Origin of the sequence: Komagataeibacter xylinus (assembly GCF_031081985.1) — a bacterium.
Taxonomy (GTDB): domain Bacteria; phylum Pseudomonadota; class Alphaproteobacteria; order Acetobacterales; family Acetobacteraceae; genus Komagataeibacter; species Komagataeibacter xylinus_E.
This window is the reverse complement of the sequence record NZ_JARWSK010000001.1, coordinates 669991-691057: the sequence shown is the minus strand read 5'-3', so window position 1 is coordinate 691057 and position 21067 is coordinate 669991. Positions and strand designations below refer to the sequence as shown.

23 protein-coding genes are annotated in these 21067 nt (G+C 65.2%); 15 read left to right on the top strand and 8 right to left on the bottom strand.

The window, feature by feature from the left end; translation table 11 throughout:
* Positions 1 to 158: 158 nt before the first annotated feature.
* From QEG70_RS03470 to QEG70_RS03460, 3 genes are read right to left on the bottom strand one after another with little or no spacing between them, the layout of a single operon-like run.
* The gene (locus tag QEG70_RS03470) at positions 159 to 1088 is read right to left on the bottom strand and encodes an LpxL/LpxP family acyltransferase (protein ID WP_374762535.1); all 930 of its coding nucleotides are present in this window, start codon (positions 1086 to 1088) and stop codon (positions 159 to 161) included.
* Positions 1085 to 2071 (bottom strand): tetraacyldisaccharide 4'-kinase, encoded by a 987-nt coding sequence (gene lpxK / locus QEG70_RS03465; protein ID WP_308719366.1) that lies wholly within the window; start codon positions 2069 to 2071, stop codon positions 1085 to 1087. The genes QEG70_RS03470 and lpxK overlap by 4 nt, the downstream gene beginning before the upstream one ends.
* A complete protein-coding gene (locus tag QEG70_RS03460; protein ID WP_308719365.1) occupies positions 2071 to 3375 on the bottom strand; it encodes a 3-deoxy-D-manno-octulosonic acid transferase in 1305 nt (434 codons plus the stop codon). Before QEG70_RS03460 ends, lpxK begins: the two co-directional genes overlap by 1 nt.
* A 148-nt stretch (positions 3376 to 3523) precedes the next feature.
* Here QEG70_RS03460 and QEG70_RS03455 point away from each other — a divergent pair, with 148 nt between their 5' ends.
* Both QEG70_RS03455 and moaA read left to right on the top strand, forming a co-directional pair.
* On the top strand, positions 3524 to 3754 hold the full coding sequence (locus QEG70_RS03455) for a DUF3553 domain-containing protein (RefSeq protein ID WP_308719364.1): 231 nt from the start codon (positions 3524 to 3526) through the stop codon (positions 3752 to 3754).
* 4 nt (positions 3755 to 3758) lie between these two features.
* Positions 3759 to 4778: a GTP 3',8-cyclase MoaA gene (gene moaA, locus QEG70_RS03450; RefSeq protein ID WP_308719363.1), complete on the top strand. Its 1020-nt coding sequence runs from the start codon at positions 3759 to 3761 to the stop codon at positions 4776 to 4778.
* A 3-nt stretch (positions 4779 to 4781) separates the two neighbouring features.
* On the opposite strand, the gene QEG70_RS03445 is transcribed toward moaA, so the two are convergent.
* Positions 4782 to 5645 (bottom strand): methyltransferase domain-containing protein, encoded by an 864-nt coding sequence (locus QEG70_RS03445; RefSeq protein WP_308719362.1) that lies wholly within the window; start codon positions 5643 to 5645, stop codon positions 4782 to 4784.
* Positions 5646 to 5701: 56 nt separating this feature from the next.
* Here QEG70_RS03445 and QEG70_RS03440 point away from each other — a divergent pair, with 56 nt between their 5' ends.
* From QEG70_RS03440 to QEG70_RS03420, 5 genes are all read left to right on the top strand, one after another.
* Positions 5702 to 6463, top strand: coding sequence for a ComF family protein (locus QEG70_RS03440; protein ID WP_308719361.1), 762 nt, complete (start codon positions 5702 to 5704; stop codon positions 6461 to 6463).
* A 77-nt stretch (positions 6464 to 6540) separates the two neighbouring features.
* The gene (gene grxC / locus QEG70_RS03435) at positions 6541 to 6801 is read left to right on the top strand and encodes a glutaredoxin 3 (RefSeq protein ID WP_308719360.1); all 261 of its coding nucleotides are present in this window, start codon (positions 6541 to 6543) and stop codon (positions 6799 to 6801) included.
* 9 nt (positions 6802 to 6810) lie between these two features.
* Positions 6811 to 7290: a DUF1178 family protein gene (locus tag QEG70_RS03430; protein WP_308719359.1), complete on the top strand. Its 480-nt coding sequence runs from the start codon at positions 6811 to 6813 to the stop codon at positions 7288 to 7290.
* A 67-nt stretch (positions 7291 to 7357) separates the two neighbouring features.
* On the top strand, positions 7358 to 7864 hold the full coding sequence (locus tag QEG70_RS03425; RefSeq protein ID WP_374762534.1) for a DUF2147 domain-containing protein: 507 nt from the start codon (positions 7358 to 7360) through the stop codon (positions 7862 to 7864).
* Positions 7865 to 7910: 46 nt separating this feature from the next.
* Positions 7911 to 9143 (top strand): lactonase family protein, encoded by a 1233-nt coding sequence (locus tag QEG70_RS03420; RefSeq protein ID WP_308719358.1) that lies wholly within the window; start codon positions 7911 to 7913, stop codon positions 9141 to 9143.
* A gap of 31 nt (positions 9144 to 9174) precedes the next feature.
* Here the strand turns inward: QEG70_RS03420 and ubiG are convergent, their stop codons facing one another.
* The gene (ubiG, locus tag QEG70_RS03415; RefSeq protein ID WP_308719357.1) at positions 9175 to 9924 is read right to left on the bottom strand and encodes a bifunctional 2-polyprenyl-6-hydroxyphenol methylase/3-demethylubiquinol 3-O-methyltransferase UbiG; all 750 of its coding nucleotides are present in this window, start codon (positions 9922 to 9924) and stop codon (positions 9175 to 9177) included.
* A gap of 156 nt (positions 9925 to 10080) precedes the next feature.
* Between ubiG and QEG70_RS03410 the strand changes: the two genes are divergently transcribed.
* The 6 genes from QEG70_RS03410 to prfA all read left to right on the top strand — a co-directional run bounded on the left by QEG70_RS03410 (position 10081) and on the right by prfA (position 17237).
* Positions 10081 to 11334 (top strand): aspartate kinase, encoded by a 1254-nt coding sequence (locus tag QEG70_RS03410; protein WP_308719356.1) that lies wholly within the window; start codon positions 10081 to 10083, stop codon positions 11332 to 11334.
* A gap of 8 nt (positions 11335 to 11342) precedes the next feature.
* The gene (locus QEG70_RS03405; RefSeq protein ID WP_308719450.1) at positions 11343 to 12422 is read left to right on the top strand and encodes an NAD(P)H-dependent flavin oxidoreductase; all 1080 of its coding nucleotides are present in this window, start codon (positions 11343 to 11345) and stop codon (positions 12420 to 12422) included.
* Complete coding sequence (locus tag QEG70_RS03400) at positions 12419 to 13555, top strand: helix-turn-helix domain-containing protein (RefSeq protein ID WP_308719355.1); 1137 nt, start codon at positions 12419 to 12421, stop codon at positions 13553 to 13555. Before QEG70_RS03405 ends, QEG70_RS03400 begins: the two co-directional genes overlap by 4 nt.
* A gap of 134 nt (positions 13556 to 13689) precedes the next feature.
* Complete coding sequence (gene ispG / locus QEG70_RS03395; RefSeq protein ID WP_308719354.1) at positions 13690 to 14850, top strand: flavodoxin-dependent (E)-4-hydroxy-3-methylbut-2-enyl-diphosphate synthase; 1161 nt, start codon at positions 13690 to 13692, stop codon at positions 14848 to 14850.
* A 66-nt stretch (positions 14851 to 14916) separates the two neighbouring features.
* A complete protein-coding gene (gene hisS / locus QEG70_RS03390; protein ID WP_308719353.1) occupies positions 14917 to 16173 on the top strand; it encodes a histidine--tRNA ligase in 1257 nt (418 codons plus the stop codon).
* A gap of 2 nt (positions 16174 to 16175) precedes the next feature.
* Entirely contained in the window at positions 16176 to 17237 is a 1062-nt protein-coding gene (prfA, locus tag QEG70_RS03385; RefSeq protein WP_308719352.1) for a peptide chain release factor 1, read from the top strand.
* 12 nt (positions 17238 to 17249) lie between these two features.
* On the opposite strand, the gene QEG70_RS03380 is transcribed toward prfA, so the two are convergent.
* On the bottom strand, positions 17250 to 17711 hold the full coding sequence (locus QEG70_RS03380) for a hypothetical protein (RefSeq protein WP_308719351.1): 462 nt from the start codon (positions 17709 to 17711) through the stop codon (positions 17250 to 17252).
* A 30-nt stretch (positions 17712 to 17741) separates the two neighbouring features.
* Here QEG70_RS03380 and prmC point away from each other — a divergent pair, with 30 nt between their 5' ends.
* Together prmC and QEG70_RS03370 are read left to right on the top strand one after the other, a co-directional pair.
* A complete protein-coding gene (gene prmC / locus QEG70_RS03375; protein ID WP_308719350.1) occupies positions 17742 to 18605 on the top strand; it encodes a peptide chain release factor N(5)-glutamine methyltransferase in 864 nt (287 codons plus the stop codon).
* A gap of 268 nt (positions 18606 to 18873) precedes the next feature.
* On the top strand, positions 18874 to 19434 hold the full coding sequence (locus QEG70_RS03370; RefSeq protein ID WP_308719449.1) for a DUF4167 domain-containing protein: 561 nt from the start codon (positions 18874 to 18876) through the stop codon (positions 19432 to 19434).
* Between the two features lie 42 nt (positions 19435 to 19476).
* Here the strand turns inward: QEG70_RS03370 and QEG70_RS03365 are convergent, their stop codons facing one another.
* The gene (locus QEG70_RS03365; RefSeq protein ID WP_308719349.1) at positions 19477 to 19734 is read right to left on the bottom strand and encodes a hypothetical protein; all 258 of its coding nucleotides are present in this window, start codon (positions 19732 to 19734) and stop codon (positions 19477 to 19479) included.
* A 31-nt stretch (positions 19735 to 19765) separates the two neighbouring features.
* Positions 19766 to 21043, bottom strand: coding sequence for an adenosylmethionine--8-amino-7-oxononanoate transaminase (locus QEG70_RS03360; RefSeq protein ID WP_308719348.1), 1278 nt, complete (start codon positions 21041 to 21043; stop codon positions 19766 to 19768).
* Positions 21044 to 21067 lie beyond the last annotated feature (24 nt).

The following is a 21067-nucleotide window of genomic DNA, read 5'->3' as shown; positions in this document are numbered from 1 at the left end:
CCCTCTGACTGTCTTGGCGTGACAAGATAGGAACAACGCTATTCCTGCATGGCAGCTTTGCCAAACTGAATTTCAGGCAGAAAGCTGCACAAACAGGCAGAAACAACACCCTGTGGCAAAAAAGCAATATTTTGTAGCATTCATGACTATTTTTTAGGCTATTCAGTAGGCATTTGCCTATTCCATCGGCGATGAATCCAGAGCCAGCTGCCTGGCTGCTGCCGGATTGTGCCTTCAATCCAGTCATTCACCTGCTGCGTCAGAGTCATCTGGTCCGCAGCGCGGTTGCCGCTATCGGGCAGGTCGATGGGGGGATAGACATGCATGCGCAGCCGTGCCGGGCCGAGGCGCTCGATATAGCCGGGTATGACGGGGCAGCGCAGCCTGAGCGCCATGGCCGCCATGGCGCCCGCCGTCATGGCGGGCTGGCCGAAAAAGCGGGCGGCGACTCCATCATTCATCTTCTGGTCCACCAGCATGCCCAGATGGCCGCCCTTGAGGATGTGCCCCAGCGCATTGCGCGCTCCGCGCGCCCCCTTGGCAAACAGCGGCACGGGTGTGCCCATCGCATCATTGCGCAGGTCGCACAGGATATGATCGACAAGCGGGTTGTTGGGCGCGCGGTAAAACGAGGAGAACGGCAGCCCGTACCGCGCCACGGCGGGGGGTAGCATCTCCCAGTTGCCGATATGGCCGGATACGAAAATGGTCGGCCCGCCCTTCGCTGCCTGCGCAATGAGGTGTTCCCCGCCCACCACATCCCAGCCGGGGCCGCCATCAGTCGGGTTGCGGGGCAGGGTGGCAAGATGGGGGAACTCGCCCGCATTGCGGCCAATATTGTCCCACATGGCGCGGATGACGGCGCGGCGCATCCCGGCGTCGAGTTCGGGCATGGCCATGCGCAGATTGGCATCGGCTATTTTCGAGATGGGCAGGCGCGGCCCCACCGTGCGGCACAGCCACCCGCCAAAATTGGAGGCCCGCACCGGGCCAAGGCGGCGGAAGAGAGCCACAAGCCCGCGCACCAGGGCCGCTTCAAGGCGCATCTGCCGTGTGGGCTGTTGTGCCTTGGGCTGTTCTGCTTTCATTGCCGTGTCGTGCCCAGCCATAGATCCAGTATCCGTTCGGGCATGGCGGGGGTGGTCCATGCCAGTTGCAGGTCCACCGTATGCACCTCCGCCTGCAGGGCGGCGTTTAGGCGCACGGCATCCTTCCGTGTTGTAACAAGGCAGCCCCCGGCCTGTGCTGCAAGTCTGTGCAGCCGGGCCTGCTCGGCTGCGGTATAGGCGTGATGATCGGGAAAGGCGAGGCAGCGGGCAGGGCGCAGGCCGCTCTGCGCCAGCCCCTCGAAAAACTTCGCGGGTCGCCCGATGCCCGCAAAGGCGATGATGGGCCGGTTACGCGGCACCGATTGCGTGTCGGGTTGCAGGGTTGCTGCAAAACAGGGCAGTCCATCAGGCAGGCTGGCCGCAATGCCCTGCTGGTCACCGCCCATGATGACGACGCCACCGGCGCGGGCGAATGCCGTGGCTACCGGCTCGCGCAGGGGGCCAGCAGGCAGCACGCGCCCATTGCCAAAACCGACCGCGCCATCAACCACCACCAGCGCCAGGTCCTGATGCAGGGTGGGGTTCTGGAACCCGTCATCCATCAACAGGCAATCCGCGCCATCCGCCACGGCGCGGCGTGCCGATACAGCCCGGTCAGCGCCCACATAGCATGGTGCGATGCGGGCCAACAGCAGGGGTTCGTCGCCCACGTCGCGCGCGGTGTGCAGTTTCGGGTCAACCCGTGTTCCCGCCCGTGCCCGGCCACCATATCCGCGTGAGAGAAAAGCGGGCCTGCGCCCCCGGCTTATGGCGCGCTTTGCCAGATCCATCACCAGTGGCGTCTTGCCCGCGCCACCCACGCCAATATTGCCACAGCACAGCACCGGCACGGGGGCCTGCCATGATGCACGGCGCAGGCGACGTGCGGTTGCGGCGGCGTAAATATGGGCGAGGGGGGCAAGGAGCCACGCCGCAAGGTCAGAATCGGTGGCTGGCCGCCACCAGAAGGCGGGCGGCTGCATTAGCGCGGGTCCAGTGCAAGAAGGGCCTGGGTTATGCGCCCGACCAGCGCGGAATCGGGCAGGGCGTGCTGCTTGGCGCATGCGCCAGCCTTGTGGCAGGCATCAGGGTTCTGGAGGAGCGGGATAAGCCATCGGGCAATATCGGGCGGGGTTTCGACAAACTGCACGCTGTCTGCCATCCGGGCATAAGCCTGGCGGAAATTGCCGATCTGCGGCCCGCTGGCTACAGGGCAGGCAGCGCGCGCGGGTTCCAGCGGGTTATGGCCACCGCCCGCGCAGCCGGGCAGGCTGTTGCCCATCAGCACCGGCGCGCCAAGGGCAAGGAACAGGCCCATCTCGCCCAGCGTATCACAGATCCATAGCCCGTCCTGCGCGGCAGGGACCTGACCCAATGCGCGGCGCGGGGCGCTGGCGCGCGCGGCTATATCCGCGCCGCGTTCGGGGTGGCGGGGGATGAGGATGGTCAGGGCATCGGGCACCACCTGCCGCACAAGGGCGCTTGCGGCGATGACGGTGGCGTCTTCTCCCTCATGGGTGGAGGCCGCGACCCAGACCGGCCGACCGGCCAGAAGGGTTTGCAGTTCGGCCAGCGCCGCGGGGTCATGTGGCAGGGGGGCGGCTGCATCCTTGAGGTCGGCAATCAGGTCGATCCGGGTCGCGCCGCCCTGTTGCAGTCGGGCCGCATCTTCCGCGCTGCGGGCCATGACCCATGTAAAGGCCGAGAGCATGCGGGCCAGCAGGCAGGCGGCCTTGCGCCAATGGGCCAGCGAGCGATCGGACATGCGGCCGTTGAGCAGCGCCAGCCTCATATGCCGCGCGTGGCAGGCCGCAATCATGTTGGGCCACAGTTCGCTTTCCACCAGCGCGCCCACGTCAGGCCGCCAGTAATCAAGAAACCGCGCGCTCCAGCGCGGTACGTCGAGCGGCGCGAATTGCGCGATGACCTGGTCCTGTCCAGCTATTGCGGGCAGGCGGTCATGCAGGATGGCATTTCCCGTGACCGTGCCGGTCGTGACCAGAACGTGCAGCGCGGGATCAGCCTCAAGCAGGTGTGCCATGACCGGGAGGAGGGCAACCGTCTCGCCCACGCTGGCCGCATGCAGCCACACCAGCAATCCCGGAGGGCGGGGGCGGGTGGCGAGGCCGCGACGCTGGGGCAGGCTGGCCCGGGTTTCCTTACCGCGCGCCAGCCTGCGGCGCAGGTTGAGGCGCAAGACAGGGGCCAGCAGGGCAGACAGGCCATGCCACCCCGCCCCGAGCAAGGCTCCGCACAGGCGCCCCCTTATGGTGGGGCGTTGGGTCATGCCTGTACCGGCCGGGAAAAGGGCGTGCGCATGTCCTTGCGGTAACATGCCTTGTGATGGGGGAAAAGGCGGGGCTGCGACGGCAGGCAGGCTGTTTTTTTGTTGAATACCCGCCAATGGGGTTTAATAAGGCCCGCACCGGTCCGATATGCCGGTCATGACCCCCATGCAGGAACCGCGCAGCATCATGGCCCCTTTACCTTTCCGGTCCTTTCTCGTTCCGGGGCAGATCGTCCGCCACCCCGAGCACCCGGAATGGGGCGATGGCGCGGTGCAGTCGGCCATTGGCGAACGCGTTACGGTCATGTTTCCCCATGCAGGCAAGGTGATGGTCAATGCCACGGTCGTGCACCTGACCGTGCTGTCCCAGGGCCAGTGACTGCATGAACCATGCCCCGCTACCCGACTCCTACGGCCGCCTGCTGACCTACCTGCGCGTGTCAGTCACCGACCGGTGCGACATGCGCTGCATATACTGCATGGCCGAGGACATGACCTTCCTGCCCAAGGCGGAAATCCTGTCGCTGCCTGAACTCGAGCGCCTGTGCGCAGCCTTCATCCGCCACGGCGTGCGCAGGCTGCGGGTGACCGGAGGCGAGCCGCTGGTGCGGCGCGATGTCATGTCCTTCTTCCACGAAATGGGTAAATGGCTGCACCGCGATACCGGCCAGCCGGGGCTTGATGAACTCACGCTCACCACCAATGCCAGCAGGCTGGCCGAATTTGCCGATGGCCTGCATGCCTGTGGCGTGCGCCGCGTCAATGTCAGCCTTGATTCGCTTGATCCCGCCCGTTTTGCCCGCATCACCCGGCGCGGCAACCTTGCCCGCACGCTCGATGGCATCCGCGCGGCGAGGGAGGCGGGACTTGCCGTGCGCATCAACACCGTGGCCATGGCGGGCGTGAATGAAGATGAATTCGACACGCTGATTGCCTGGTGCGGCGAGATCGGCGCCGATCTGTGCCTGATCGAGACCATGCCCATGGGCGAGACGGGCGAGGACCGCACCGACCATTACCTGCCACTCTCGACCGTGCGCCGCAGGCTTGAGCAGAACTGGACGCTGCAACCGCTGGCGTACCGCACCGGCGGCCCCGCGCGTTATGCCCGCATTGGCCAGACGGACCGGCGCATCGGCTTCATCACGCCCATGACCCATAATTTTTGTGAAAGCTGCAATCGCGTGCGCCTGTCCTGCACCGGCAGGCTTTACACCTGCCTTGGGCATGAAGGCTCGACCGACCTGCGCGCGCCCCTGCGCGCGGGTGAGGATGATGCGGCGATGATGGACCATGTCCGCGCCGCCATCCTGCGCAAGCCGAAGGGGCATGATTTCGAGATCGGGCGCGATGCGGATGATCCCGCCCGCGTGCGGCGCCACATGAGTGTTACGGGCGGCTGAATGTTACGGTGGCCCGCGCAGCGCCTCCTCCAGGCTCACGCTGAACTGGCCGGGCCGCAGCGGCCGGGGTTGCGTGGGGGCAGGGGCCCAGCCGGTCATGACCGCGATGTGCAGCGACTGTGCCACGGCACCATCGGCATCACGCGGCAGGCGGTCAAGCGCCTCGGTCAACAGGGCAGGGGATGTCAGGCCACGCGCGCGCTGGCACAGGGCATTGGTCTCGCCTGCGTGGCGCAGGTCGGCCAGCAGGCCCATGGGGGTTGCGTAACTCAGTTCGATCACATCCGCATCGGCCACCGGCAGGGCAAACCCCGCGCGTTGCAGCAGGGCCGCGCAGTCGCGCAGGCCGGGAAAGGGCGAGACGCGCGGCGAGACACCCCCGCGCTGCGCCATCTCGGCTTCCATCAGCGCCGTGCGCAGCCCGCCCAGCGTGGGCAGGACCGGCATGCAGGCCAGGAACAGCCCATCCGGCGCCAGAACAGTGCGTACCTGCGCCAGCAGCCCCGGCAGGTCATTAACCCAGTGCAGCGAAAGACACGCCACCACCAGATCGAAACTGTGCGGGGCAAAGGGCAGCCATTCCCCATCCATGGCCACGGCAGGCCCGGCATCAAGGGCCGCCATGCGGGGCGAGAGATCGGCGGCAAGGGTTTCGATGCCGCGCGCGCGCAGCATCGGGCTTACAACGCCACGCCCGCCAATATCCAGCGCCGTGGCGAACGGGCGCGTGACATCATCAAGCCGGTCGAGCAGGCGGGTGGCGGCTTCCTCCACAACGGGGCGCACCGCCGCCACGTCGCGCGCCGCGCGGTCACGGTGCAACCTGACGGCATGGCGGTCGAATATCTGCGGCACATCCGGGCTCATGCCCCTTGGTTTGAACCCATGCCCGCGCCCTGCCAAGCCCACGATCGTGTGAGCCGATGACCCGTTCCGCCCCGTGGTGGCGCAGGGCCGCAACGCCGGTGCTTGACCTGCTGTTTCCGCCCCGCTGCCTTGCCTGCGGGGCGGAGGTGACGCAGGCGGGGCATCTGTGCGGGACGTGCGTGGGGCAGATGCATCTGATTACGCCGCCCTTCTGCCGCCGCTGCGCCCTGCCGTTCTCCTCCCGCGCGGCCGCGGGGCCGGACATGACCTGCACCACATGCCAGCAGAACCCGCCGCCGTGGCGCGAAGCCCGTGCCGCCATGATGTATGATGAGACCGCGCGCGGCCTCATCCTGCCGCTGAAATATGCCGACCGCACGGAAAACGTATCGCTGCTGGCGCGTTACATGGCCATGGCGGGGAGGGACATCATGACGGGGGAAAGCCTTTTCATGCCGGTTCCGCTGCATCGCCTGCGGCTGTTTGGCCGCCGCTACAACCAGGCAGCACTTCTGGCCCGCGCGCTGGCGCGTCTTGCGGGGGGCATGGCCCTGTGCGACGGGCTTGAGCGCATCCGCGCCACCCGCCCGCTTGAAGGGCTGGGCCGCAGCCAGCGCCAGCACCTCATGCATGGGGCGATTACGGTGCGGCCCGAGCGGATTCCCGCGCTGTCGGGGCGGCATGTCATCGTGGTGGATGACGTGATGACCACCGGCGCCACGCTGGCGGCCTGCGCTGTTCCCCTGCTTGCGGCGGGCGCTGCGCGGGTTGATGTGCTTGCCGCCGCGCGTGCCAGTGGCCAGCATGCGCCGCAATAGGATAGGATGACCCGAGACAGACGCATTCGCCCCGGATTATGGGTGGCGGATCAACCCGCAAGCCAAGTGAAGGTTCAATGCCCGCAATCGATATCTACACCCAACCCGGCTGCCCCTACTGCATCCGCGCCGTGCGGCTGCTGAAGCAGAAGGGTGTCTCCTTCAACGAAATCGATGCCCCCTACGGCACGCCCGAGCGCGCGGAATCCATCAGCCGCTCGGGCGGGCGCACCACCGTGCCGCAGATCTTCATCGACAACACGCCCATTGGTGGGTGCGATGAGCTGATGGCGCTTGAACGCGCAGGCCGGCTCGATGGCCTGCTTGGCAAGGACTGACATGACGGCATGATCCGGTATCAGTTGCGCTGCGGCGCGGGGCATGAGTTTGAAGGGTGGTTTCCCGGCAGCGCCGCGTTCGAGCGGCAGGCCGCGGCCGGGCTGCTGTCGTGCCCGCATTGCGGCACGCCCGATGTAACGCGCGCCCTCATGGCGCCCGCCGTCCATACGGGCATGCCCGCGCGGCAGGCTGAAGCCGCTACCACGCCCGTTACGCCCATGCCTGCGCCCACGTCCACGCCACCCGGCCATGCGCCACAGGCCATGCCCGATACCATGCTCGCCCTGTTACAGAAAATACGTGACACCGTTGAGGCGCATTGTGATGACGTGGGCGACCGCTTTGCCGAGGAAGCTCTGGGCATGCATCGTGGCGAGCGTGAAGCCCGGGGCATTTATGGTAGCATGACGGAAGAGGAGCATGCCGAACTTGATGAGGCGGGGGTTGAAATCCACGCCATCCCATGGGTCCGGCGTGCTGACAGCTAGAGGGTAGACGCAAGCGCGCTCCGGGGCACTGACCGGAATGCGCGCCATGTCGGGGGAACGATTCAAGATGCACGACACAAAACGGAACATGACCCTGCGCCAGAAGGGTGGCCGCATCCTCCGGGCGTTCGCCCTGCCGGCCATGACCGCGTTATGTGCCATGGCGGTCGGGCTGGCGTCCCCCGTCGCTGCCCATGCCGAAGGGGCGGACATTATTGGCCGGTGGATGACCAAGGACCATGATGGCGTGTTCGAGATCAGCCAGTGCGGGCAGGAAGTGTGCGGAAGGCTGGCAGGGCTGCGCTACACCACCGACATGCCGCGCGACAAACGGGGCGAGCCTGAATGCAACCTGCCCATGCTCAACGGGTTTACGCCTGACCCCGAGACGAAGGGGCACTGGAATGGCCATGTCACCGATCCGGATACCGGGCATGTGTACCATGCCAAGCTGTGGGTCTCGCAATCAGGCGACCTGAAGCTGCGTGGCTTCGTGGCGGTGCCTTTATTTGGTGAAACCGAAACATGGACCCGCTATACCGGAGATATCGGCCCTGCGTGCAGACTGCCGTAGCAAGCAATAAAAACAGTTCCAACTGACCAGGATCGTCCTTTCTGTCATGAGCACCACCCTTTCACGCCGCACCTTCGCCACCGCCCTGGCGGCCAGCGTGCCCATACTCTCCCGCCGCGCCGTGGCGCAGACCGCGCCGGGCAACAAGCCCCGCACCATCTGCTACATTGGCGGCTACACCCAGCACGGCCCCCCTGGCGGGGCGGGCAACGGGCAGGGCATATCGGTGTTCGAGATGAACCCCGATACCAGCAGCCTTTCCCCGCTCATGACCTATGTGGATATCGCCAGCCCGTCCTTCATGGCCATGTCCAGCGATTTCAGGCATCTCTACGCCCTGAGCGAAATCGATGATTTCAATGCCAACAAGGAAGGCTGCGTCACCGCGTTCTCGGTCAACCGCTCGAGCGGGGAACTGACCAAGCTCAACGTCATGCGTTCAGGCGGTGCCGTGCCCGCGCATCTGAGCATCCATGCCTCGGGCAAATACGTGCTGGTGGCCAATTACATGGGCGGCACGGTTGGCGTGCTGCCCATCCACCCCGATGGCAGCCTTGGCGACCCGACCGATGTCGTGCACAACACCGGCCCGCGCATGCCCGATCGCGCGGCGGACAACCCGCCGGGCAACTTCGCCATCAGCGATCATTCCATGGCGCATGTGCACATGGTGGCTTCCGACCCCTCGGGCCGTTACGTGCTGGCCTGTGATGCCGGGCTGGACCGGGTCTATGTCTGGACGCTCGACCTGCATACCGGCCGCCTCGTGCCCGCCAAGACACCCTTCATCGCCATGACGCCGGGTTCCGCCCCGCGCCATTTCTCCTTCAACGAGAAAGGAACGATGATCTACATCCTGGGCGAGCAGGATTCGAAAGTGGTCGCCGCCACCTTCAACCCGCAGACCGGCGAGATCGTGCCGCAGCAGACCGTGAGCACCGTTACCCCGCATTTCCGCGGCAGCACGCTGGCGGCGGGCATCCTGCTCTCGCCCAACGGCAAATATCTGTACGTGTCGAACCGGCTGGGCGATTCGCTGGCCAGCTTCCACGTGAACGATGACGGCACGCTCAACCTGGTGGAAGAAATCTGGATGCATGCCGATTATGGCCGCGCCATGATGTTCGACCCCAGCGGCACCTTCCTGTTCTGTGCCAACCAGCGCAGTGATTCGGTCACGTCCTTCAAGGCCAATGCCCAGACCGGCGTGCTCGATTTTACATGGAACTTCACCCCGGTGGGCAGTCCGACCACCTTCGCGTTCATGAACACGATCTGAGTGGCCTGACCCCAACGGGCGCGCGGCTTCCTCAGTCGCGCACGAGGGCTGCGATGTAGTTTACCGCCATGTCACGGCTCTCGCGCCAGCCGCCCAGGCCGGGCACCATGCCCGCCACATCGGTCACGCGCAGGCCGGCGCGGGCGGCGTACTGGCCCAGCTCGGCGGGCGTGATGAACTTCTTCCAGTCATGCGTGCCCACGGGCAGCAGGCGCAGCACGTATTCCGCCCCGATCTTGGCCATGGCCATCGAGCGCCAGGTGCGGTTCATGGTCGAGACCACCATGGCCCCGCCCGGCTTGAGCAGGCTGCCCAGCATGCACAGGAAAGCGGCCGGGTCGGTGACGTGCTCGATGACCTCAAGGGCGGAAATCGCATCAAAGCGCGCATGATGGGCCACCAGTTCTTCCGCGCTGCCGCAACGATAGGCCAGCGGGCCTGCGGACTGGGGCAGGGGGTGGTGGCGCAGGTGCAACCGCCCCGCCGTGATCGCCGCCTGCGAGGCATCAAGCCCGGTCACATCAAAGCCCGCGCGGGCAAAGGCTTCGCTGGCCAGCCCCGCGCCGCAGCCGATATCGAGCAGCGTGCGCCGGGTGCCATCCTCCGCCACGGGGGCGGGCAGGTGGCGCATGGCCCAGCCCGTGCGCAGGTCGTTCATGGCGTGGAGCGGGCGCATGGGGCCTGCGGGATCCCACCACCGGGCAGCGAGATCGCTGAAATGGGCGATTTCATCCGGGGCGACGGAATCCGCCGACACGACGGTCGAATCGTGATGCTGCATGGGTGCACCGCCTTTCAATTGGCTTTCTCCCGCTGGACGCGGAAGCTGGGGAGATGTATGTGACGCGGCTTGCGCATAACGCAATGCCCCGGATTGGCCAACAGGCCCCCGTTCCGGATATGCTGAAGCCCGAGCCATAATGGAGCCATTATTCCGATGTCCCCTACCGTACCACGGATCGTGATGAAATTCGGCGGCACTTCCGTTGCTGATCTTGAGCGGATTCGGGCCGTGGCGGAAAAAGTCCGGAAACAGGTCGAGGCCGGATGCGAGGTTGCCGTTGTGGTCTCCGCCATGTCTGGCGTGACCAACCGCCTTGTCGGTTACTGCCGCGATCTTTCCGCAACGCATGATGAACGCGAATACGATGCCGTCGTTTCCACCGGCGAGCAGGTGACCAGCGGGCTGCTGGCCATCGCGCTGCAGAAGCTGGGCATCAACGCCCGCTCCTGGCTGGGCTGGCAGATCCCGCTGCGCACCGATAACGCCCACGGCAAGGCCCGCATCGAATCAATCGACGGCACGGCGCTGATCGAAAGCATGCGCGCGGGCCAGGTGCCGGTCGTGGCCGGTTTTCAGGGCATTGGGGAAGACGGGCGCATCACCACGCTGGGCCGTGGCGGTTCCGATACCTCGGCCGTGGCGCTGGCTGCGGCACTGAAGGCGGATCGCTGCGACATCTACACGGATGTGGACGGAATCTATACAACCGATCCGCGTATTGTTACCAAGGCACGCAAGCTGGACCGCATCACCTATGAGGAGATGCTGGAGCTGGCGTCGGTCGGCGCCAAGGTACTCCAGACCCGGAGCGTGGAACTGGCCATGAAGAAGCGCGTGCGCGTGCAGGTGCTCTCCAGTTTCAATGACGGGCCAGCACCATCGGAAGGGCATCTGCCCGGTTCATTAGTCGTGGATGAGGACGAAATCGTGGAACAGGAACAGGTCGCCGGAATTGCCTACTCCCGGGACGAGGCGAAGGTTTCCGTCCGCCAGCTTCCCGATCGGCCAGGCATTGCCGCCGCCGTGTTCGGCCCGCTGGCCGATGCCAATGTGAACGTGGACATGATCGTGCAGAGCACCGGCGATGACGGCATGACCAACATGACCTTCACCATTGGCAAGACCGACCTCGCGCGCACCATCTCGGTGCTGGAAAACACGCGCGCCACCACCCGCTACGCCGAACTGCAGACCGATGACAGCGTGGTCAAGATCAGCGTCGTGGGCGTTGGCATGCGCTCGCATGCCGGTGTGGCCAGCACCATGTTCCGCACCCTGGCCGAGCGCAACATCAACGTGCAGGTCATCTCGACAAGCGAGATCAAGGTCTCGGTGCTGATCGCCGCCGAATATACCGAGCTGGCCGTGCGTGCGCTCCATACCGCCTATGGGCTGGATGCGGCGTGAGCACGACCATGGCCGCCACCCCTGATGCCCCGTCCGTCCTGACCGACCCCGCGCGCCGCGCCGAGGCCCGCGCCCGGCTCGATCACCTGTGGGGGCGGGGCACGCGCTTTCTGGGTAGCGAATACGCGCTGCTGGCAGGGGCAATGTCATGGGTGAGCGAGCGTAACCTCGTCTCGGCCATTTCCAACGCGGGCGGCTTTGGCGTGCTGGCCTGCGGCGCGATGGAACCTGATCGCCTGGCCGAGGAAATTGCCGCGACACAGGCCCTGACCAAGAAGCCCTTTGGCGTGAACCTGATCACCATGCACCCCCGGCTTGATGATCTGGTGCAGGTGTGCATCAGGGCAGGCATTACCCATGTCGTGCTGGCAGGTGGCATTCCGTCCGGGCCGGTCATCCGCGCCATCAAGGACGGGGGTGCGAAGGTCATTGCGTTCGCGCCCGCCTTCGTGCTGGCCAAGCGGCTGGTGCGGCTGGGCGTCGATGCGCTGGTGATCGAGGGATCGGAAGCGGGCGGGCATGTCGGTCCCGTGTCGCTGACGGTGCTGGCGCAGGAAATCCTGCCCCATATCCATGACGTGCCGGTGTTTGTGGCAGGCGGGTTGGGGCGGGGGGATGCGATCCTGTCCTACCTTGAACAGGGCGCATCGGGCGCGCAGCTTGGCACGCGCTTTGCCGCCTCACGCGAGAGCATCGCGCATGAAAACTTCAAGAAGGCCTTCATCCGCGCCAACGCGCGTGATGCCGTGACATCGGTGCAGCTTGACGAGCGTTTTCCGGTCATTCCGGTGCGGGGGCTGAACAATGCCGGCACAAGGCGCTTCATGCAGCACCAGGCGGAAACGCTGCGCCGCTTCCAGGGTGGTGAACTGACCAAGGAAGCCGCCCAGCTTGATATCGAGCATTTCTGGGCGGGCGCCCTGCGCCGCGCCGTGATTGATGGCGATGTGGAGAACGGATCGGTCATGGCCGGGCAGTCCGTGGGCATGATCACCGCAGAGCAGCCGGTCAGCGAAATTATCAATCAGCTGGTCGATCAGGCCATCGATGCCCTGATCCGTCAGGAAGAGAGGGCCCGCTACGGATGACTGATGGCAAGCGCATTTTCCGCGGCAAGGTAACGCCGGACACGCCCGCGTCGGCACCCGGCGTCACTTCCATCGCCTCGGTAGGCGACATGCTGCGCGCGCGCCGCGAGGAACTGGGCTGGAACCTGCCTGATGTCGCGGCATGGCTGCGCATCCGCCTGCCTTACCTGCAGGCCCTTGAGGATGGACGCCCCGGCGAACTTCCCGGCTCGGCCTATGCCATCGGTTTTTTGCGCAGCTACGCCAATGCGCTGGGGCTGGAAGGCGAACAGCTTGTCGAACGCTTCAAGATAGAAAGCCGCGGGGCCTTCACCCGCAGGGCCGAACTGTCCTTTCCCGTGCCCCTGCCTGACCGGGGGCTGCCAACCGGCGTGCTCCTGCTGTGCGGCCTCGTCATCCTGGTGGGTGCCTATGCCGGATGGTACAAGCTGACCGGTTCGCAGGGCATTCACGACCTTCCGGCCAAGCTGACCCTGCCGGGCCTGTCATCGGGCACGACCGCGTCGCCGCAGGTGGCCTCCGTGCTGCCGCCTGCAGATGAACGGCCCGCGCCGCAGCCCCTGCCACCGCAGGAGCGTGATGCGCTGACCGGGGTGCCCGCCACGCTGCCACCAGCGGCAGTGCTCCCGCCCATGCCAGCACCGGCTGCCCCCCCGCAGCCGCTTGAGAAAATGGGCGAGGACCGTAACGTGCTGGCCCAGCAGGCTGCGCCTGCAGTGCCCGCACCCGCTACCACAGCGACTGACAGCGTGACCCTGAACGCATCGGCCACGACCTGGGTGGAGGTGCGCCAGCATGGCGGTCCGGTGCTGTATGAGCATGTGCTCCATGCTGGCGATACATGGCAGACGCCACCGGGCCAGTCCGGCCTGGAACTGACCGTGGGCAATGCAGGTGGCCTGACACTTGCGGCAGGCGGGGTCACGACCCAGCCACTCGGCCGTATTGGTGAAGTGCGGCACAATATTCCGCTCAGCCCGGCGGGCGTGGCTGATGGCTCGGTGCTGCACGCCGCACCGGCGGAAAATATCCACCCGCCAATGCCTTCATCCATGCAGTCAGGCGGCACAACCGCCACAGGGGGCGGCAATAATCTCTCTCCGCCCCTCCCGCAGCACATCAATCCAGAGTAAAAGGGTCTCCTACGGCATGGTCCACACTGTGGTCACCATGCCGGGAACCGGCATGTAACAGACCAACGGGCCGTGCCACGCCCCGCCACGGCGGGCCGGAGCACAACCGCCGCCTTAATGTGGAGGGCACAGAAATGAGCAGCTATCGTCCCTATCAGCACATCGAACGCCGCAAGTCGCGGCAGATCCATGTCGGCAGCGTGCCGGTCGGTGGTGATGCCCCGGTTTCGGTGCAGACCATGACCAACACGCTGACCACCGATGCCGAGGCCACGATCGCGCAGATCCGCCGCGCCGAGCTCGCGGGCGTGGATATCGTGCGCGTATCCTGCCCCGATGAGGAAAGCACCAAGGCGCTCGCCGAGATCGTGCGCGAAGTGAACGTGCCGATCGTGGCCGATATCCACTTCCACTACAAGCGCGCCATCGAGGCCGCCCAGGCCGGGGCGGCATGCCTGCGCATCAACCCCGGCAACATCGGCAGCGCCGAGCGCGTGCGCGAGGTGGTGAAGGCGGCAAAGGACCACAACTGCTCCATCCGCATCGGCGTCAATGCCGGTTCGCTGGAGAAGCACCTTCTGGAAAAATACGGCGAGCCCAACCCCGAAGCCTTGGTGGAAAGCGCGCTCGAACACGCCAAGATCCTTGAAGATCATGACTTCCATGAGTTCAAGATCAGCGTGAAGGCGTCGGACGTGTTCATGGCGGTCGCGGCCTACCAGCAGCTTGCCGATGTATGCGACCATCCGCTGCATATCGGCATTACCGAGGCGGGGAGCAAGCGCGCGGGCACGGTCAAGTCCTCCATCGGGCTGGGCAACCTTTTGTGGGCGGGCGTGGGTGACACGATGCGCGTCTCGCTCTCGGCCGAGCCGGAAGAGGAAGTGCTGGTTGGTTGGGATATTCTCAAGTCGCTCGGGCTGCGCCACCGTGGCGTGAAGATCATTTCCTGCCCGTCCTGCGCGCGGCAGGGCTTCAACGTGATCGAGACCGTGCAGACGCTGGAAGATCGCCTGGCCCATATCAAGACGCCCATGACGCTGTCGATCATCGGCTGCGTGGTCAATGGCCCCGGTGAGGCGCTGATGACCGATATCGGTGTGACCGGCGGCGGTTCGGGCCGGCATATGGTCTATTCCGCAGGCAAGCAGGACCACACCATGCCCGCCGGTGACATGATCGAGCATATCGTGGAGCTGGTTGAAAAGAAGGTGGCCGTGCTGGAAAAGGCGGATGCCAACAACACCCCCGCCGAGGAAATGGCCCGCGAGGCCACCATGTCCACCACGGACTGAAACAAATGCCGCGTGCCCGGCCAAGGGGCGCGCGGCCCATCGGCGTGAAGACAGGAATATCGCGTAGTGAGCAGCTTACAGCCCGTTCGTGGCACCCATGACCTGATTGGTGAGGAACGCAGGCGGTTCAACCATGTAGTGGAAACCGCGCGCCGCATTGTCGGCCTGTACGGGTTTGATGAGTGGTCGACCCCCGTGTTCGAGGATACGCGGGTCTTTTCGCGCTCGCTGGGCGATACGTCGGATGTTGTCTCGAAAGAGATGTACACATTCGAGGACCGTGGCGGTGAATCCCTGACCCTGCGGCCCGAGGGCACGGCAGCCATCTGTCGCGCGCTGGTCACCAACGGGCTGACCCAGTCCCTGCCGCAGAAGGTGTTCTACGCCGGCCCCATGTTCCGCTACGAGCGCCCGCAGAAGGGGCGCTACCGTCAGTTCCACCAGATCGGCGCCGAACTGCTGGGCGCTGCCGAGCCGCTGGCCGATGCCGAGGTCATTGCCATGGGCCGCGATGTGCTGCACGCGCTCGGCATTGGCGATGAAGTGGTGCTGGAACTCAACACATTGGGCGACAGCGCCAGCCGCGACGCCTGGCGCACGGCGCTGATCGCCTATTTCAGCGAACGCGGCGCCGAACTCTCCGCTGACAGCCAGGCCCGGCTGGAGCGTAACCCGCTGCGCATTCTTGACAGCAAGGCCCCGCAGGATCGCGCGCTGGTGGCGGATTCGCCTACTATTGCCCAGTTCCTCACGCCCGAGGCCCAGGCATTCTGGGATGGGCTGCGCGGCACGCTGGACACGATGGGCGTGCGCTTTCGGGAAAACCCGCGCATTGTGCGGGGACTGGATTATTACGGCCATACCGCCTTTGAGTTCGTAACCGAGCGCCTTGGCGCGCAGGGTACCGTGCTGGCTGGTGGGCGCTACGATGGCCTCGTGGCCGAGATGGGTGGCCCTGCCACGCCGGCCATCGGCTGGGCGGGCGGGATCGAGCGCCTGTCCATGCTGCTTGAGGATGTTCCGGCCGAGCCGCGGCCGGTTGCCGTCGTGCCGATGGGTGCGGATGCGCAGGCTGCTTCCCTGACCGTGCTGCAGGGCCTGCGGGCGGCTGGCATTAGGGCGGAAACATCCTATCGCGGCAACATGAAACGCCGCATGGAACGCGCCAACCGCATGAATGCGTCGCATGTCGTGGTGATTGGCAGCGACGAGATTGCACGCGGCGTGGTGCAGCTCAAGAACCTTGATAGCGGACAGCAGACCGAGGTGCCTTTCGATGGCGTGGCCACAGCCCTTCAGGCCGGAAGCGCCGCAGGGGGCTGAGCGTGTCAAAATTCGACGAACGCCTGGACCGGATCGTTGGCCGGTGCGAGGAATTGCAGGCCCTTCTGGCCCAGGGCCTGTCGGGCAGTGATTTCACGCAGGCCTCACGCGAGTATGCCGAGCTTGAGCCGATTGTCACGCGCGTGAACGCATTGCGCGGGGCGGAAGAAGCCGAGCGAGATGCCAGCCAGATGCTCGCCGACCCCGAAATGCGCGAACTTGCCCAGGCCGAACTCGACGAACTGCGCACGCAGATCCCGACCCTGCGCCATGATATCCGTCTCGCCATGCTGCCGCGTGACGAGGCGGATGAACGCAGCGCCATCCTCGAAATCCGCCCCGCCGCGGGTGGTGACGAGGCGGGTCTGTTCGCCGCCGAACTGTTTGGCGCCTACCAGCGCTATGCCGACCAGCGCGGCTGGCGCTTCGAGATTCTGGAATATGACCAGTCCGAACTCGGCGGCCTGCGCGAGGGGATTGCCAGCATTACCGGACGTGGCGTGTTTGCCCGGCTGAAATATGAATCGGGCGTGCATCGCGTGCAGCGCGTGCCCGCAACCGAGAGCCAGGGGCGCATCCATACCTCCACCGTGACCGTGGCCGTGCTGCCCGAGGCGGAAGAGGTGGATGTCGAGGTTAATGAGGGCGACCTGCGCATTGATGTCTACCGCGCATCCGGGGCAGGGGGGCAGCACGTCAACAAGACCGAGAGCGCCGTGCGCATCACCCATCTGCCCACCAATATCGTGGTTGCGATGCAGGAGGAAAAAAGCCAGCACAAGAACCGCGCCAAGGCCATGAAGATATTGCGCGCGCGCCTGTATGAGCGCAACCGCGCTGCCGCCCACGAAACCCGCGCGGCCGACCGGCGTGCCCAGGTGGGCACGGGCGACCGCTCCGAGCGCATCCGCACCTACAACTTCCCGCAAGGCCGGGTGACCGACCACCGCATCGGGCTCACGCTTTACAAGATCGACCGGGTGATGGCGGGTGAACTCGATGAATTTGTCGATGCCCTGACGCAGGAAGAACAGGCCGCCCTGCTTGCAGCGGATGAGGGCTGAGGAAATACCCGTTCAGGACGTGGGAGCGGCACACAGGCTGCTATGGCCGGGGTGGCGTTCGACGCTTTCGGGCTCATTGTCATCGACAAGGTAGAACTCGGTGAAATTGCGCGAGGCGATGGCCTCGAAATGGTGACCATCGGGATGATACAGCACGCCTTCGCCGCTGACCTGATGGATCTCGACCTTGCCACTGGGGCGGCGAATGTAGATTTCCCCACACAGGGCGTAGCTGTGGTTGAGGCGCCCCATTGCCGTATCAACATGGACCGTCTGGCTGGTATGGTCCGCGTCGAGGTGAAAGGTGGCAACAAGCTGCTCATCGACATAAAAGCGCTCGGATTCCGAAATCTCCCCACTGCCATAGTCGTCTCTCACATCGAACGATCCGGCAAGGGCAGGGGACGCGGCAGCGCACAGCATGGCGGTCAGGAACACGCGCACAAGGCGCGATAAAGGGGCAGGCAGGTACATAATGCCTCAGTATGACGGAAAGCAGCGGCGATGAAAGATGCCATGACACCGGCACCCACAAATTTGCGCCAGATGTTGCATGAGGCAACGCAACAACTGCGTGCAGCCAACATCGAGGCCCCCTTGCGCGAGGCCCGCCTGCTCGCCGCCCACGCGGCCCGGACCGACCTTGCCGGGCTGCTGCGCATCGATACGCTGAGCGAGGCGGCGCAGGCACGCTTTGCCCATGTGCTGGCCCGCCGCCTGCGTTACGAGCCTATGGCTTATATTACCGGGCAGGCCGGGTTCTGGTCGCTTGACCTTGCGGTGTCGCCTGCAACCCTCATTCCCCGTGCCGACACCGAAACCCTTGTTGAGGCCGTGCTCGACCATCTGCCTGACCGTAATGCGCCGCTGCGCGTGCTTGATATCGGCACCGGCACGGGCTGCCTGCTTCTGGCCATCCTGGCGGAATACCCGCATGCCCATGGCATTGGCACGGATCTCAACCCGCAGGCGGCCGCCCTGGCCAGCTTTAATGCCACGCGTAACGGACTGGCCACGCGCAGCAACATGCTGTGCTGTAACTGGGCCGATGGGGTGGAGGGGCCGTTTGACCTCGTGCTGAGCAATCCGCCCTATATTCCGCACGGAGATCTGGCCACCCTCATGCCCGATGTGGTGGCCCATGAACCCGCGCGCGCGCTTGATGGCGGACCGGACGGGCTCGTCGCCTATCGCGCCCTGGCCCAGATCCTGCCGGACCTGCTGGCCCCCGGCGGCCTGGGCGTGCTGGAACTGGGCATCGGGCAGGACCAGAGCGTGCCCGCACTCATGCGCGCGGCGGGACTGGACGTTTTGGAAATACGCCCCGATCTTGGCGGAATAGGGCGGGCGCTGGTGGTGAAAAAATAATTTGGCAGAAAGAAAAGCACAGGTTATACTGTCAGAACGCAGGGAAAACGAAAAGCGGATTGATTGCTGTTCCACTCCCCGCGGGCGATCCCGATTGCAAAACAGAAATACAGGCGACCCGAACCCTTGACAGGTTCCGCCATGCGCAGGGATCAGCGTTCGGTGTCGTGCCGGACAATCAACATGGCAACAGACGGGACGGGCAGAGACCGCCCCACGGTCCAGGGCAGCGCCAGCGACCGGCAACAGGAAAGTGCTGCGACAGCTTATGAACATGAAACGCATGCGGAGCCGTCACCATCGTTCGGGCGGCAGCAGTGGTGGAACCGTACGCCATAACAATGGCCAGATCCCGTTGAACCGCAACCATGTATTCGACAGCAATGGCCCGGACCTGCGCGTGCGGGGCACGGCACAGCAACTGTTTGAAAAATACCTGCAGCTTGGCCGCGACGCCAGCGGCAGTGGCGACCGCGTCATGGCGGAAGCCTATTTCCAGCATGCCGAACATTATTTCCGTATTCTCAACGCCATGACGCAGGCGGCCCAGCAGAGCCAGCAGGAACGTCAGGAGCGCATGTCCAACCGGCAGCCGCGCCCTGTCGAGAACCGCCAGCCCAGCGATCATGCTGCGGATGAGCCCGCCGAGCCGGCAGCCGAGCAGCCTGCCGTGATCGAACCTGCGGAAACCGCGCCCCAGCCCACAATTGACGCGGCCCCGGAAGCCGCACCGGCTCCCGCGCCGCGTGCACCCCGCGCCCCGCGCCGCAGCAGCCGCGCCAAGCCCGCCGCGGGCAAGAAGGAAGAACTGGAATCCACCCCGTCCTGATCAACGGGGCCCCCCGCAGCGCGGCTGCGGGGGGTATTTCATTCAGGTGGCTGGCTTGACCAGTCGCCAGACCTTGCGCTTGCGGCCCTCGCTTGCGCCCGGAGCATCTTCCACCGTAACCAGCCCCTGATTGCGCAGGGCCTGCAGGGCCAGGCGGGCATGGTAGGTGCCGAGTTCGGGAAACAGGTCGCCAATTTCCTTGACGGAACGCGCCTGACCATCCGACAGGATCTTCAGTACGATCTGCCGCTTGCTGTCATGATTTGTCATGCGCCAGGATCTATGCTGAAAAAAAGTCATATGCTTCCATACCAGATCAGTCCGTGATGGCCTAGCGCTGATCCGGCCGCAGGCCCTCCAGAACCGTGTGGATTGCAGCGCAAAGGCGGCTGAGTTCGGCTGGCGTGATGGTGAAGGCAGGCGTCAGGTAAACGATGTTACGGAAGGGCCGCACCCATACGCCCTGCGCGATCAGGGCGGTCTTGAGCGCATTCATGTCACGTATGTGGTCCAGTTCCACCACGCCAATGCCCCCCATGACACGCACGTCAACCACATGGGGCAGAGCGCGGCAGGGTTCGAGTTCGGCGCGCATCCGCGCTTCAATACGGGCCACCTGTTGCAGGCGCGGTTCGGTTGCAAACAGGTTGAGCGAGGCATTGGCGCAGGCGCAGGCCAGGGCATTGGCCATGAAGGTCGGCCCATGCATGAGCGCATGCAGCGGATCATCAGACAAAAAAGCCTCGAATACATGCCTGCGCGCAACGGTAGCGGCCAGCGCCATCGTGCCCCCGGTCAATGCCTTTGAAAGCGTGATGATGTCCGGCACGATCCCGGCCCGCTCGCAGGCGAACATCTTGCCGGTGCGGCCAAAGCCGGTAAAGATTTCATCAAGGATGAGCAGCACGCCATGGCGGTCGGCCAGCGTGCGCAAGGTGCGCAGCACTTCGGGCGCATGAAACAGCATGCCGCCCGCGCCCTGCACCAGCGGTTCGGTGATGATGGCGGCAATGCTGCCTGCGTTTTGTGCCAGCAGGGCATCAAGGGCTGCGGTGCTGGCGGCATCGACCGGCAGGTCGGCAATGAAATGCGTGGGCAGCGCGCCGTTATAGAGGCTGTGCATGCCTTCCTCCGGGTCGCACACGGCCATGGTGGCGATCGTATCGCCATGATAGCCGCCGCGGAAGGCCAGCAGCTTTGTCCGCCCGGTCTGGCCCTGGTTGAGCCAGTACTGGATGGCCATCTTCATGGCCACCTCGACCGCGACCGAGCCGGAATCCGTAAAGAACACCCGCTCCAGGTCACCGGGCAGCAGGCTGGCAAGGCGGGCCGCCAGCGTCAGCGCCGGTTCATTGACCAGGCCGCCAAACATGACATGCGGCATGCGCTCGAGCTGGGTCATCATCGCGGCGCGGATATGGGGGTGGTTGTAGCCATGACAGGCGGTCCACCACGAGGCGATGCCATCAAGCAGTTCCGTGCCATCGGCCAGCGTGATGGTGCAGCCCTGCGTGCGGGTGGCGGGCAATGGGGGCAGGGTGGTCTGCATCTGCGCGTAGGGCAGCCAGACATGCTGCATGCCCCGCTCCAGCCATTCAGGTCCACTCATGCGCTGTCTCCGTGATATTGCATT